The 13,425-nt window shown below is 30.1% G+C and carries 16 protein-coding genes; 9 read left to right on the forward strand and 7 right to left on the reverse strand.

All coding sequences use genetic code 11. The features are described from left to right. Positions 1-139 precede the first annotated feature (139 nt). Together H6553_03800 and dcm are read left to right on the forward strand one after the other, a co-directional pair. The gene (locus tag H6553_03800) at positions 140-445 is read left to right on the forward strand and encodes a hypothetical protein (protein ID MCB9032939.1); all 306 of its coding nucleotides are present in this window, start codon (positions 140-142) and stop codon (positions 443-445) included. Next, on the forward strand, positions 435-1,805 hold the full coding sequence (gene dcm, locus H6553_03805) for a DNA (cytosine-5-)-methyltransferase (protein ID MCB9032940.1): 1,371 nt from the start codon (positions 435-437) through the stop codon (positions 1,803-1,805). Before H6553_03800 ends, dcm begins: the two co-directional genes overlap by 11 nt. On the opposite strand, the gene H6553_03810 is transcribed toward dcm, so the two are convergent. Then, positions 1,795-2,484 (reverse strand): NgoBV family restriction endonuclease, encoded by a 690-nt coding sequence (locus H6553_03810; GenBank protein MCB9032941.1) that lies wholly within the window; start codon positions 2,482-2,484, stop codon positions 1,795-1,797. The genes dcm and H6553_03810 overlap by 11 nt on opposite strands. A gap of 195 nt (positions 2,485-2,679) precedes the next feature. Further along, a complete protein-coding gene (locus H6553_03815) occupies positions 2,680-2,922 on the reverse strand; it encodes a helix-turn-helix transcriptional regulator (GenBank protein ID MCB9032942.1) in 243 nt (80 codons plus the stop codon). Between the two features lie 120 nt (positions 2,923-3,042). Between H6553_03815 and H6553_03820 the strand changes: the two genes are divergently transcribed. Beyond that, positions 3,043-3,612: a restriction endonuclease gene (locus H6553_03820; GenBank protein ID MCB9032943.1), complete on the forward strand. Its 570-nt coding sequence runs from the start codon at positions 3,043-3,045 to the stop codon at positions 3,610-3,612. Next, positions 3,609-4,541 carry a site-specific DNA-methyltransferase gene (locus H6553_03825; protein MCB9032944.1) on the forward strand — a complete coding sequence of 311 codons (933 nt, stop codon included), beginning with the start codon at positions 3,609-3,611 and terminating at the stop codon, positions 4,539-4,541. Before H6553_03820 ends, H6553_03825 begins: the two co-directional genes overlap by 4 nt. Before the next feature lie 220 nt (positions 4,542-4,761). Here the strand turns inward: H6553_03825 and H6553_03830 are convergent, their stop codons facing one another. From H6553_03830 to H6553_03840, 3 genes are all read right to left on the reverse strand, one after another. After that, positions 4,762-5,289, reverse strand: coding sequence for a lipocalin family protein (locus H6553_03830; GenBank protein ID MCB9032945.1), 528 nt, complete (start codon positions 5,287-5,289; stop codon positions 4,762-4,764). 209 nt (positions 5,290-5,498) lie between these two features. After that, on the reverse strand, positions 5,499-6,386 hold the full coding sequence (locus H6553_03835; GenBank protein ID MCB9032946.1) for a mechanosensitive ion channel family protein: 888 nt from the start codon (positions 6,384-6,386) through the stop codon (positions 5,499-5,501). Positions 6,387-6,397: 11 nt separating this feature from the next. Beyond that, positions 6,398-7,681 carry an amino acid permease gene (locus H6553_03840; GenBank protein ID MCB9032947.1) on the reverse strand — a complete coding sequence of 428 codons (1,284 nt, stop codon included), beginning with the start codon at positions 7,679-7,681 and terminating at the stop codon, positions 6,398-6,400. Between the two features lie 279 nt (positions 7,682-7,960). Between H6553_03840 and H6553_03845 the strand changes: the two genes are divergently transcribed. The 3 genes from H6553_03845 to H6553_03855 all read left to right on the forward strand — a co-directional run bounded on the left by H6553_03845 (position 7,961) and on the right by H6553_03855 (position 10,589). Beyond that, positions 7,961-8,806 carry a metal-dependent hydrolase gene (locus tag H6553_03845; protein ID MCB9032948.1) on the forward strand — a complete coding sequence of 282 codons (846 nt, stop codon included), beginning with the start codon at positions 7,961-7,963 and terminating at the stop codon, positions 8,804-8,806. A 32-nt stretch (positions 8,807-8,838) separates the two neighbouring features. Further along, entirely contained in the window at positions 8,839-9,711 is an 873-nt protein-coding gene (locus H6553_03850) for a metal-dependent hydrolase (GenBank protein MCB9032949.1), read from the forward strand. Between the two features lie 317 nt (positions 9,712-10,028). Beyond that, entirely contained in the window at positions 10,029-10,589 is a 561-nt protein-coding gene (locus H6553_03855; GenBank protein ID MCB9032950.1) for a GNAT family N-acetyltransferase, read from the forward strand. A gap of 100 nt (positions 10,590-10,689) precedes the next feature. On the opposite strand, the gene H6553_03860 is transcribed toward H6553_03855, so the two are convergent. After that, positions 10,690-11,337, reverse strand: coding sequence for a response regulator transcription factor (locus tag H6553_03860; GenBank protein MCB9032951.1), 648 nt, complete (start codon positions 11,335-11,337; stop codon positions 10,690-10,692). A gap of 20 nt (positions 11,338-11,357) precedes the next feature. Further along, positions 11,358-11,696 (reverse strand): hypothetical protein, encoded by a 339-nt coding sequence (locus H6553_03865; protein MCB9032952.1) that lies wholly within the window; start codon positions 11,694-11,696, stop codon positions 11,358-11,360. Between the two features lie 61 nt (positions 11,697-11,757). On the opposite strand from H6553_03865, the gene H6553_03870 reads away from it, so the two are divergent. Together H6553_03870 and H6553_03875 are read left to right on the forward strand one after the other, a co-directional pair. Then, positions 11,758-12,927, forward strand: coding sequence for a saccharopine dehydrogenase NADP-binding domain-containing protein (locus H6553_03870; GenBank protein MCB9032953.1), 1,170 nt, complete (start codon positions 11,758-11,760; stop codon positions 12,925-12,927). Between the two features lie 2 nt (positions 12,928-12,929). Next, positions 12,930-13,424, forward strand: a complete 495-nt coding sequence (locus H6553_03875) for a hypothetical protein (protein ID MCB9032954.1) — start codon at positions 12,930-12,932, stop codon at positions 13,422-13,424. The last annotated feature ends 1 nt before the right edge of the window (position 13,425 follow it).

Here is a 13,425-nt window from a genome sequence, read left to right on the forward strand (position 1 = left end):
ATACTTATATTTTTTAGCATTTTTTACCCAGTTGTGCAACGGTCATCCGTGTTATGTATCGTATTTTTTATTTTTGTTGTTTTATTTGTGAATTTGTATTTTACTTCTCATATTTGCAAATAATAAAAAAGTTTTGATTATGTCTGAATGGAATAATAAAGTCAAACGAATACTAAAATCTGAATTGGTTAAGAGAGGTTTATCAACGGAAGATTTAGTCCATTTGTTGAATGAAAATGGCTGTACAGAAACCAAATCAAGTGTTGATAGTAAAATTAGTCGTGGTACTTTTAGTGCTTCCTTTTTTATGCAATGTTTGTTTGTTATCGGTTGTACTAAAATTGAAATTGAAGAATATCGTTCAGTTGTTCCAATTTATGAAACATCAAATTTAATGGTCGCAGAACCCAATGTTGAATATAAAGCAGTAAAAGATGAAAACTAAATTAAAATTTATTGATTTATTTGCAGGTCTTGGTGGTATTCGTCTTGGTTTTGAACAAGCTTGTCAAGAAAGGGGAATTGAAGCTGAATGTGTTTTGACCTCGGAAATCAAACCTTATGCAATCGAAACACTTAAACACAATTATCATCACGAAAATTTTGTAGGAGATATTTTTCAGGTTAAAAATGAAGATATTCCGCAATTTGATTTTTTATTTGGTGGTTTTCCTTGTCAGCCGTTTAGTGCAAGCGGAAAACGAAATGGTTTTGCAGATACAAGAGGAACTTTATTTTTTGAAATCGAAAGAATTATCAAATATCATCAGCCAAAAGGTTTTATTCTTGAAAATGTTGAAGGATTGGTAAAGCACGATTTGGAAGATAAAAATGACGAAATTGGAAGAACGCTAAAGACAATTTTAGACAAACTTGAAAACGAATTGGAGTATCAAGTGACTTGGAAAGTTTTGGATAGCGTTCATTTTGGAGTACCACAATCGAGAAAGCGTATTTTTATCGTTGGTACTAAAAACGAAAAAGTATCATTAGATAATTTTGAATCTACTTTTAAAGTTTTAAAAGATGTTTTAGAAACTTCTAAACCAACAATGAATACTGATTTTACAAAAAAGTTGCTTTCTCATTTTTCAGTTGAGGAACTTTATGGAAAGTCAATTAAGGACAAGCGAGGTGGGGAAAATAATATTCATAGTTGGGATATTGGTGTAAAAGGCGAATGTACAAAAGACCAAATAAATTTGTTAAATAGACTTTTTAAAGAGCGTAGAAAAAAGCAATGGGCAAGTGAAATAGGGATTGATTGGATGGACGGAATGCCTTTGACTTTAAGCCAAATTCAAACATTTTTTCCTGACAATAATTTATTTAAAAACATTGATATACAAGCACTTTTAGATGATTTGGTGGAAAAAGGATATATAAAATTTGAACATCCTAAAAAATTAGTAACCGAAATTACAGAGAGCGGGACAATTACATCTCGTGTATATGACGAAACAAAACCGAAAGGTTACAATATTGTAACAGGAAAATTAAGTTTTGAAATCAATAAAATTTTAAATCCGAATGAAATTGCACCAACTTTGGTTGCAACCGATATGGTTAAAATTGTTGTCCCTGACGGAAAAGGCGTAAGAAGATTGACGATAAGGGAAGGGTTAAGAATTTTCGGTTATCCCGAAAATTACGAAATTCCTGTAAAAGAAAGTTTGGCTTTCGATTTGTTAGGAAATACAGTTGTTGTTCCTGTCATCAAAGCTGTTTCAGAGCGAATTTTAGATGCTATGAAAGTCGAAGAATACGAATTATTAGAAACAGAAAACGCAGGAGTTAGAGTTTAATTCCTGTATTTTCAAAATATTTTTCCTTTACATTTTTAAGCCAATTTTCGCTGTAACTGCTTGTACTGTGCGAATATTTTTCAAGCGTTTGAGAGATAGCGTTTATAAATTCTGTTTTGTTTGCAAAAGGTTTGTTTCTTGCCGTTTTTGCATACCATTTTATAGGTCTTAAATTGTAGGGTTGACTGTTTTTAGTTTGCATATTTACAGGATTTGTTCCTGAAGTTCCTGCAATTTCCCATACTTTTTTGAGCCATAAATTGTCCACACTCAAAACAGAATCAACCATTTTATAACCAAAAATCAAATAATCAGCATCAATCCTTTCAGGTTTTACAAGTAAAGATTTATTGTAAGAATCAAAGTTTGCAATATCAAATGCTGGTGTAGCATTTGCGTTAAAAGTTTTGATTTCTAAAAATCCACTTTTATCGTTTTCAGCAAGTAAAAAGTCTGGAAATTCTTGTGTATTTACTCTTGTTCTAAAATAAAAATTCTTTTGCTTTAGCCATTCACCAAGCCATTCTTGTAGTAAATCTCCGATTGCATCTTTTCCGTTGTATTTTGCAGAAATTCCACCAAGTATAATTTCAACACTTCCGATTTGTTCTTTGATTTTAAACTCGTTTAATAACAAGTCGTAAATTTCATTCGCTGTTACTTTTTTCTTTTCTGCCATTCGTTCATTTGGTAATGTTAAAATTCTGTCGCAAATGTACAAATATTTTGTTGATGTTCATTATTGTTATGCGTTTGGTAATATGGCATACAACGTTTTGCGTGTATGAGAAGTAGCGGATTAAAAAGCACTTCACTTTCAGTTTGGCACTGACTTTTATTAAAAGTACTGACCTTTGATTTAGCACTGAACCCGCTATTTCTTATACACGCTGTTACCTGCTGGCTTTTCTTCTTTCGCATTTTCATTAATCAGTTCTTTAACAGATACATTTAGTATTTCGGCTATTTGAAAAAGTGTCTCAATAGATGGTTGCATATCATTAGTACACCACCTTGAAACTGTTGATTTGTCTTTTTCTATTTTTTCGGCAAGCCACTTGCTAGACCTGTCTTGTTCTGTCAGAACTATTTTTATGCGATTATATTTAAAATTGATTTTCACGAAAATTAATTTGCGTATTACGAAACTTTAGTTTATATTTGTGAAATATATTCAAAGTTAGGCGAATTTTGCCATATAAATTGAGTTTCTTTGTAAAATAATCAAAGAAATATTATAAGTATGTGCAAAATCGAGGACAAATTAAATGAGGTTTTAGGTAAATATGCTGATAGTTTTACAGATAAAGTTTACGTTGATGATTTTAACGATTCAGATGTATTAATGGAGGCGTTTGGTATTACTCAGAAACTTAAAAGTGAAAACAAACAATATTGGGGTCGAGAACTTGGTAAGTGTTGGGAAAATTTGTTACGAGATTTGTTTGAAGTCACTTGTGTAAATTTTGCACCACCCAAAAGATTTGGGCAAGATGAACCTGCTGATTTCTTTTGTGGGAAAGATGCGATTGATACAAAATATAGAGTTGGTTCAGGAGATTCAGGGACTTTAAAGAAATTTGAATCTTATGGCAAACTTCTACAAGAAGAAGGATATAGACCTGTTTTCTTGTTTTTAAGGTCTGATAATCTAAATGCGGCTTTAAGCAAAATGGATGCTGGTGGCTGGACAAGATATGTTGGTGATGACACTTTTGAATATATAAAGGAGAAGACAGGTTTTGATTTGAAACGCTGGCTAATTGATTTGAAAGATAAAGGAACATTTAAAATTATTAGAAAATGAAATTTGAATTAAATAAGGTTTATTCTGGGGATTGTATTGATGTTATGAAAAAGTTTCCCGAAGAATCTATTGCTTGTTGTATTACTGACCCACCATATAACTATGAGTTCATTGGTCATAAGTGGAGCGACTCAGAAGTTAAGCGAAGAACAGAACGGGTTCAAGACAGTAAAACAATGGTAAAAAATATACCTTATGGAAGTGGTCTAGCTGGTGGCGTTCGCAATGCTCGTTGGTATGAGAAAAATAGAAACAATGATTTAGAATATATGCGTTGGTGTCAATTGTGGACAGATGAATTGTTTAGAATCTGTAAAGCTGGAGCACCTGTTGCTGTTTTTAATAGTAATCGTTCTATTGCTCACGTTCAAATTGCACTAGAAAATAGTGGGTTTTATACAAGAGATGTCCTTGTTTATAGAAGAAATTCAGGTATTCCTAGAGGTCTTAATTTAGAAGGTAAATTAGAAAAAATGGAAAATCCTGATGCTGAAAAGTGGAGCGGTTGGCATAGTGCTTTTAGAAATGAATGGGAAGGAATTGTTTTGGTTCAGAAGCCATTAGAGAATAATTATTGGGAAACTTTACAGAAAACTAATGTCGGTGTTTTTAAAACTGTCAATCAAGATGGTTCTTTCCAATCAAATATTCTTGAAAATCTAAGTAAGAAAGATAAGTCTGAAAAATATAGTCATTGTACTGTTAAGCCATTGACTTTGATTAAAAAACTGGTCGATACTCTTTGTCCACTGCACGAAGAGAATATAATTTTTGACCCATTTGCTGGAAGTGGTACTACCTTAGTTGCTGCACAAGAATTAGGTTTCAATTTTGTTGGTGTCGAAATTGAGGAAAACTATATTCCAATAATTAATGAAAGGTTGAAATCGTCAAAACTTCATAAGGAGTTGAATCCGTCTCTCTTTTAAGCTTGCAGGTAACTATTATATTACCGCAAGAATTTGCTGTAATATTTTTATATATCGGCAAGTTTTAGCTATAACAAGATACGCGATTATTTTTAATGGATAAATATTTTATTTGTAATTTATAGTTTTTTATTTGTAAGCATCAGCGTCCTCTACGAGTGACACTGATGGGAAGAGAATGCACCCAAATGCACAACAGGATTTTAATTCAATTATAAAATTACTGGTCGTGTTTAACCCATAAAAGCTCCTCAGTGTTATATCCTATGTCTTTTGCTATTTTTAAATATTCTTGTTTTATGTTGTTAGGTATATTGGTTTCACGCGAAAGTATCCATAAATATTTTAGATTTGATCCTGCAACCAAAGCATATTTATAATCTTTATCAATAGCAATTACATTATATCCAGCATAAAATGGACCAAAAAAAGATACTTTTAATCTAGCAATATTATCATCTCCAACAAATTTTGCTTTACCAATAGCTTGTTCCCATTTATCTTTTACTGTATTATATCCTTTGTTATCAACTTTTATCGATCCATTATCATTTAACGAATATTCTGCGGTAGTATTATTTAGATCTTTTTCATATTTAAAATCTAATCTTGCAATTTCATACCATTTACCAAGATATTTTTCTTTGTCAAAAGATTTTACGGCAGTAGCACCTTTAGGTATAGACACACATGAGTTAAATGCAACAACAACTATAAATAGTATATAAATTAATTTTTTATTTTTCATTTTGATTATAGTTTTAAAATGACGGTTTTGTTTTGATTATAATTAACCAATAAGTTACTCTTTAATTTTTAATAATAATGTTTTTATTAACAGTAAAAAGACTAAAATGTTTTTATACAAACTGTTTTTTTATTAATTTTTAGAGATTATTACTGTTTAGTTGGTACTGCTCAAAATTTTGCAATGATTATTGATTGCTAATTAATAGTTTACTCTTTTATTTGAATGGGTTTGTCAAAAATATTTATGCCACCTTTTACGCCAAAATCTAAAGTAGTAACAGGATAAGCAATAGAAATATTTTCTTGTTCAAATCGTTTTTTTATTTGCATAATGGCATCATTCATGCCTCTACAATAATCATCGTTGCTATCGAATTGTACCCAAAATCGCAACATAAAATTATAAGTTGAACCACCAATATTGGTATAGTAGAAGTCTACGCCTTCATTAGGTAAATAGTGCTTAATGTTTTTCACTTCATCTAAAGCTACTGTTCGTACATGCTCTAAATCATCGCCATAAGAAACACCTGTTTCTAGTATAATTCTTCTTTTTCTCCACGAAGAGTAATTAGTAAAAGTATTATTATATACATTTTGATTAGGTACAAAAACTTCTTGTCCAGGAACTGTTTTAATTTTTGTAGTAACTGAACCAATTTCTAATACTACACCATAATTGCCATCAATATCTACCCAGTCGTTTTTTTTATATGGTCGTTGAATTTTTAATAATAATCCTGCAAAAAAATTGCTACCAATATCTTTAAATGCAAAACCAGCTACTACGCCAACCACTCCTGCACCAGCTAAAACATGCTTTAGCATTATTTCTAAACCAGCTACTTGTAATGCGATAATTGTTCCTGAAAGTATTAAAAAGAAATAAATTACAGTAGAAATTAGATATGCTGCATCGGTGTATTTTTTTATAGTACGACTGTAAAATGCAAAGCTTATTTTTCTTGCAATTTTAGCAACAAAAATAAATACAATAAAAACAATTGCTGCTAAAAATAGTTTTGGTAAATGATGATAAACAACATCTTTCCAATCGTATAAAATTTTAGATAAACTATTTAATGACTCGTTCATAAAATTATTAATTAAGCATTGATGTTACTTTTTCTTCTGTGTATCCATTCAATGATAAAACAGAAAACAATAATTCCTAAAGAAACAAAAATACCTGTAATATTGCTTTGTATTTGTTGTTTAATTAATATTATGAGTGCTATAATGCATAAAATAAATCCAGCCATTGGTATTATTTTATTGGCATTAATTTTATTAGCTAGTTTATATGCTACTAGATTTACAATTCCGAATATAAGAATAAAACCAATACTTCCTGTTGTAGAAATACTTTCTAGGTTTAATACATTAACTAATATTAGTGTTGCTACTGTGGTAACGACTAGTCCAATTGGTTGTCCCCAAAGTTTTGCCAAATAATGTTTTGGTAGCTGGTTGTCTTTAGCAATTTCGTAGTTTACTTGACTTCCTCCATATATTGTAGCGTTGATAGCCGAAAAGGTAGAAATTAATGCAGCAATAGTAATTATGGTGAAGCCAATTTGTCCTAGCATTGGTTTAGCTGCTTCTGCTAATACATAATCTTGAGCATTGGCAATTTGATTAAATGGTAGTGAACCTACTGTTACAAATGCAATGGTAATGTATAGTATTATTACAAATATAACTGAATAGTAGTATGCTTTAGGTATATTTTTTATTGGATTAACTATATCTGGTGCTGCATTGGCAATGAGTTCAAAACCTTCGTATGCTACAAAAATGACCATACCACCAGCAAATAATTTTATAGGATTTTCCCAATGTGATATAGATAATTGTTCTAAGTTTGGATTACCAATTAGTCCGTATGCTCCAATAATTACAAAACCGATTAATATAATTAATTTTATTATAACTGCAAATGATTCAATTTTTCCTACAATAGCAATGCTATAATAGTTGATTGCTGTAGCTATGATTATAATAGCACTAGCATATATATGAAAATTAATAGTTTTGTTAGAAGTAATTTCCCAAAGATTTGGAGCATATGACCCAAATGCAGATGCGTATAACGATAGCATGATAATATAACTCAACCACAGCAAGTTATTTATTGCTCCACTAAAAACGGTAATGCCAAATCCTTGATTAATGAATTTTACAGTGCCACCTCTGTCTGGAAAGGTTAAAGACATTTTTGCATAACTATATGCTGTTAGTATTGCAACAATTCCTGCGAAAAGGAAAGCAATTGGCGTACCACCTTTGGCTAATTCTACAGCAAGACCAAGTACTGCGAAGATTCCACCACCAACCATTCCACCAATTCCAATAGCTATGGCATCTTTAAGTGCTAGTTTTTTGTTAATAGACATTTTAATTGTTTAGTACAAGATATGATAAATAGTAATTATATCTAAGCGGTTGTGCATACTTCTCAAAATTTTGCAATGATTTCTATGATAATACCAAATAGATTTATTTACTGTTAGTATTATAACATTATTTGTTTTCTGTATTCTTTCCAAATTTTACAAAGGGTATAATTGGGCAAGAAAGTTAGTTTTATCAACAATGCAATCTTTGCTTATTATCTTTTGTTTAGTGCTTTTTTTGGCATTTTAATATACTTTAGATAAAAAAATAACATGACCACTCGACCAGAAGCTAAAATTAGAAAGGTCAATTTTGTTTTCGAAAAACCTTTTCCTAAGCATTGGTACAATGACAATCCAATTGCTACACATTTTATGAATGCACAACATTTGGCATTTCCAGATGGTGAAAAATTCTTTATTAGAAGTGTAAAAGCTTTCGCCGATGCCTATAAGAATGACCCAGAGTTAAAGAAAAGAGTCAATAATTTTATAGGACAAGAAGGCACACACTATGCAGAACATCAAAAGTTTTGGGACATTATGGAAAGTCAAAACTTAAATCCAATGAAGTTTGTAAAAGTATTTAGAAACTCTGCTTGGAATGGTCTAGAAGCGTATGCAAGAAAGCAATTCAATAAAAATAAATTCGCAGACAAAATGTGTCTAAGTATTACTGTTGCACTAGAACATTATACAGCTATGCTAGCAGAAAGTGGCATTTTAGCACCAGAAATTACACAAAATATGCCTGCAGAAATGAAAGACTTATTTATGTGGCATGCTGCAGAAGAAATTGAGCACAAAGCCATTCCTTTTGATGTACTCAAAAAAGTAGATGATAGCTATGCATTACGAATTGGTGGAATGGCAATAGCTTCGTGGGGACTTTGGTTTTACTTAGGATTAGGTACTGTAATGTTATCTATCGAAGATGAAGACATTAAAGCAAAAGATGTTCCTAAAAATCTGTTGATGTTTTTATTTGGGTTTAATCGAACTTTTGGAGGCACATTAAGAAAACAGTTTTTTCAATATTTTAAAAAAGATTTTCATCCAGACCAAATTGACAATTATTATTTGGCTGAAGAACTATTAGCAGGAAAAAATTATGCATAACAAATAAAATTATTAATCTAAAAAATATTAATATGAAAACTAAACAAAAAGAAAACAATAAAAAAGCATATAATCATGAAGAAATAAAAGTGCGTAGAGTAAACTTTAAGTTTGATAAAGGTACACCACGATTTTATTATGATGACAATCCTTTTAGTACACATTTTATTAATGTACTACATATTGTATTTCCAACTGGTGAAAGATTTTTTGTCAATTCGGTTTTAAATCATATGAATGATATTGAAGATGAGAAGCTAAAGAAACAAATGAAAAACTTTTGTGGGCAAGAAGGCATTCATTCTACTATGCACGAAAGATTTTGGCAAATATTAAAAGACAATAATTATGAAATAAAAGGATTTGAAAATCATATTGACAATTTGTTACATAAAGTGATGGCAAAAATTAAATTGCCATTCTTAAAAGAAGATAATCTTAATTTGGCAGTAACTGCTTGTCTAGAACATTTTACTGCTTTGTTTGGTCATGCTATTTTTGAAAGTGTAGATACTAGTGCTGATACTGTTCCAGAAGATATTTCAGAATTATTTAGATGGCATGCAGCAGAAGAAATTGAACATAAAAGTGTTGCCTTTGATGTAATGCAACAAGTAGACGACCAAGAATATGGAAAACGAGTTGCCTTAATGCCAATAGCTACTGCTTTGTTGTATGCAGAATTAACCGCTGGTACTTTAATGTTATTATATCAAGATAGAAAATATTTAGAAGCTAAAAAATTACCTAAACAATTATATGAATTTGGCACAGGTTTATTTATGGACTTACACAAAACGGTATTTAAAGATTACTTGAAATTCTTTAAAAGAGATTTTCATCCTAGCGATTTAAATGATTATCACTACGCAGAAGATTTCTTTAAAGACAAAGCTTATGCATAAGTAGAATATAGATAGAACTACATTCTGAATTTATTTCAGAATCTTTTTTAATCTTCGTTAGCAAAAAACGACTAAGCAATTTATGTTTTTTATAGATTTGATACAGAATTCTAATTAAATAATAATATAGAATAATATATTTGTGTTATAATTTAATTGTATAATATAGCAAGCATCACCTAGCACTCAACAAACTCAAAACAAATACACCAAAAAAAATAAAATAAATATTTATATTTGATTATAACTATCCGATGTCAACTGTTATTGATGATAGTAGTATTTAGTTGTAAGCTTGAAAAATATATAATAGATAAATGAACATCAGAAAAGTAAATATACAGGACATTGAAAAACTAAAAGAAATTGGGAGATTGACCTTTGCTGAGACTTTTTCTTCTGAAAATAGCGAACAGAATATGAAAGAATATTTGGAAAACGGATTTTCTACTGAAAAACTGACTGTGGAACTGACCGATCAAAATGCTGAATTCTACTTTGCGGAGCTTGAGGGGAATACAATCGGTTATTTAAAAATAAATATAGGACAATCTCAGACGGAAATAAAAGACAAAAACGCACTAGAAATTGAACGGATTTATGTGCTAAAAGAATTCCATGGAAAAAAAGTTGGACAAATCCTTTATGACAAAGCGATTGAATTGGCAAAAGAAAAAAACATAGAATATATTTGGTTGGGAGTTTGGGAACAAAACCTGAGAGCAATTAGATTTTATGAAAAAAATGGATTTGTGGCTTTTGATAAACACATTTTCAAACTTGGAAACGATAAACAAACAGATATAATGATGAAATTAAAGCTGAATAAAAAAACAACCACGACATCAACACCAATTCCACCACTAAGTAAAAAATAAACAAAAACTATACAAATATTTTATTGTATTAAAAACTTCTCAGCAACATCTTTCTTAAAAGATACTACAAAAAAATAAAAGCTACCTAATTTTGCTTTCGCTAAATCAATCCTTTGTCGTTGGCAATTTTTACTAGTGCCGTAGTATTTTTTACATTCAATTTAGACAGCATATTTTTTCTATGTGTCTCTACAGTATTTTTGCTAATATATAATTTCGCTGCAATATCTTGGCTAGTCAAACCATCTGCAATTAACTTCAAAATTTCTAATTCTCTTTGTGTAATTAAGTTACTTATTTCTTCAGCAGTTCTCTCATTATCATTATTCGATAAAGAATTGAGTAATTTTTCTTGAACATCTTCACCTAAAAACGACTTATTTTCTGCTACATGATGAATCCCTTTGATAATATCTTCTTGAGCAATCGTTTTTAAAACATATCCTTTAGCACCAATTTCTAAGCAAGTCTTTATAAATCTAGACTCATTATGCATCGTCAAAATCAACACTTTAAGCTGATTGTTTTTTGCTAAAATAGCTTTTGTTGCTTCAATACCATCCATTTCTGGCATCGTAATATCCATTAAAACAACATCAATATCTAGTGATAGAATTTTTTCAACAGCAATTTTTCCATTTTCGGCAGTGCCTACAACTTCAAAATCTTTTTGTTCTTCAAGCACATCAACCAAACCTTTTAAATATAAAGGATGATCATCTGCTATAAAAATCTTTATAGTTTTCATATAACAAAGGTAAGAAAGAATTACAGATATTTAATAAAAGCCCATATTTTTCTATCAAGTATATATTGCTGATTTTTCTCATTGGCATATGCTTCTCGCTCAAAAGAAATATTTTTATATGCTAAATTGGCATTTCTGTACTGTATCAATCTAATAAAATACTCAATACTATACCATAGATAAAAAAACAATATAAATAATTCCAGCTGTTGATGTATGTGTATGCGTTCGTGATTTACAAACACTTGGTCGTTCGCTAAACCTTTCGATTTAATAAAAATAAAAGGAAAAATAGTAATACCAGCTATGTTTTTTGGTGTAAACCATTTTAGAAATGACTGACTAATAATAATCCACATACTACATAAAATTACAACAATACAATTAAATTTTTTACATTTACTTTTTTAGATAAATAAAATGAGTAAAAGAAAATACAATATAGTAGTGTTTGGTGCTACTGGTTTTACAGGAAGTTTAGTAGCCGAATATCTTGCAAAAAATGCCACTGAAAACAATATTTTATGGGCAATTGCAGGAAGAAACAAAAACAAGTTACAAGCAGTAAAAGATAAATTAATTGCTATCAATAATAATTGTAAATCGCTAGATATTTTAATTGCTGATGTAGATGATTATAGCAGTTTACTTGATGTTTGCAAACAAACCGATGCTGTAGTTACTACTGTTGGTCCTTTTATTTTATATGGCGAAAATTTAGTAAAAGCTTGTGTTGAAGCAAAAACTCATTACTGCGATATTACTGGCGAACCTGAGTTTGTAAAAAATATGTATAAAAAATATAATGAACAAGCTAAAACTAATAAAGTATATATTGTCAACTGTTGTGGTTTTGATAGTATTCCTGCTGATGCTGGTGCCTTTTATACAGCCATGCAATTACCAGCCAACGAACAAAAAACAATTCGTGGTTTTGTAAGTACCAATGCTTCATTTTCTGGTGGTACTTTTGCTTCGGCCTTACATGCATTCTCTGATGTTGCTAAACTCACTGCTTCTAACAAAGCCAGTAAAAAATCAACAAACGATAAACCTGTCAATTTTCAACCATTATATTTTGAAAAAGAATTGAAAAAATGGGCTTTAACCATGCCAGTTATCGATAATAGTATTGTTGCACAGACAGCAAAACTTAGACCTACAATTTTTGGTAAAAACTTTCATTATAATCAATACTTAGCTTTAAAATCACTAGGACAAGCAATAGGCATTACTTCTGTTGTAAGTGCTATGGTAATTGGTGCTCAGTTAAAATTTACTAGAGATTTATTACTCAATTATAGAAAAAGTGGCGAAGGACCAAGTGAACAAGAAAGAAACAAATATTATTTTAAAGTGATTTTTATTGGCGAAAGCGAAACAAAAAAAGTAATGACAAAAGTTTCTGGTGGCGATCCTGGTTATACCGAAACTTCTAAAATGTTGAGCGAAACAGCAATGCTCATCATCAATCAAAAAGACCAATTAACACTAGAAGGTGGTGTAGTAACACCTAGTGGTTTATTGGGTCAGTTATTGATTGAAAAACTGAACAGCAAAGGTATTAAATTTGAAATATTAGAACAATAAATATGAGTTTAGTTGAAACCATTACACAGTATTTAGACAAGATAAAGTGGAAGTACCATTTAGAAAATGAACAGCAAATTAAGTTTGGTGTTAAGCTAGATAAAATAAAACTGGACTGTCTTTTTGATGTTCAACAAGAAAATAATATTGTGCTTTTTTATAGTGTATTTCCAATAATGGTAGATTATAATTTAAGAAATACAATTTCAGAATATATTACTAGAGCTAATTTTGGATTAAAAATTGGCAATCTAGAAATGGATTTTAAAGATGGCGAAATAAGATATAAAACTTATGCCAATACCGATTTCAACTGTTTTAATGAAGCCATCGTGCGACATATATTACATGCCAATATTCAAACTTTCGATAGATATATACAAGGTATCGTAAAAATATTATTTGCCAACTATACGGCAGAAGAAGCCATACATTTAGTAGAACAATTAATAGATGTAAATGATATAGACATCAGTGAATTAAAAAATTTGTTGTAAA

This window comes from Chitinophagales bacterium (genome assembly GCA_020636535.1).
GTDB lineage: Bacteria > Bacteroidota > Bacteroidia > Chitinophagales > JADIYW01 > JADJSS01.

Bases quoted from the DNA above. Each gene is read 5' to 3' on its own strand.
- H6553_03800 (MCB9032939.1), top strand. From the start codon at position 140: ATGTCTGAATGGAATAATAAAGTCAAACGAATACTAAAATCTGAATTG.
- dcm (MCB9032940.1), top strand. From the start codon at position 435: ATGAAAACTAAATTAAAATTTATTGATTTATTTGCAGGTCTTGGTGGT.
- H6553_03810 (MCB9032941.1), bottom strand. From the start codon at position 2,484: ATGGCAGAAAAGAAAAAAGTAACAGCGAATGAAATTTACGACTTGTTA.
- H6553_03825 (MCB9032944.1), top strand. From the start codon at position 3,609: ATGAAATTTGAATTAAATAAGGTTTATTCTGGGGATTGTATTGATGTT.
- H6553_03830 (MCB9032945.1), bottom strand. From the start codon at position 5,289: ATGAAAAATAAAAAATTAATTTATATACTATTTATAGTTGTTGTTGCA.
- H6553_03835 (MCB9032946.1), bottom strand. From the start codon at position 6,386: ATGAACGAGTCATTAAATAGTTTATCTAAAATTTTATACGATTGGAAA.
- H6553_03845 (MCB9032948.1), top strand. From the start codon at position 7,961: ATGACCACTCGACCAGAAGCTAAAATTAGAAAGGTCAATTTTGTTTTC.
- H6553_03850 (MCB9032949.1), top strand. From the start codon at position 8,839: ATGAAAACTAAACAAAAAGAAAACAATAAAAAAGCATATAATCATGAA.
- H6553_03855 (MCB9032950.1), top strand. From the start codon at position 10,029: ATGAACATCAGAAAAGTAAATATACAGGACATTGAAAAACTAAAAGAA.
- H6553_03860 (MCB9032951.1), bottom strand. From the start codon at position 11,337: ATGAAAACTATAAAGATTTTTATAGCAGATGATCATCCTTTATATTTA.
- H6553_03865 (MCB9032952.1), bottom strand. From the start codon at position 11,696: ATGTGGATTATTATTAGTCAGTCATTTCTAAAATGGTTTACACCAAAA.
- H6553_03870 (MCB9032953.1), top strand. From the start codon at position 11,758: ATGAGTAAAAGAAAATACAATATAGTAGTGTTTGGTGCTACTGGTTTT.
- H6553_03875 (MCB9032954.1), top strand. From the start codon at position 12,930: ATGAGTTTAGTTGAAACCATTACACAGTATTTAGACAAGATAAAGTGG.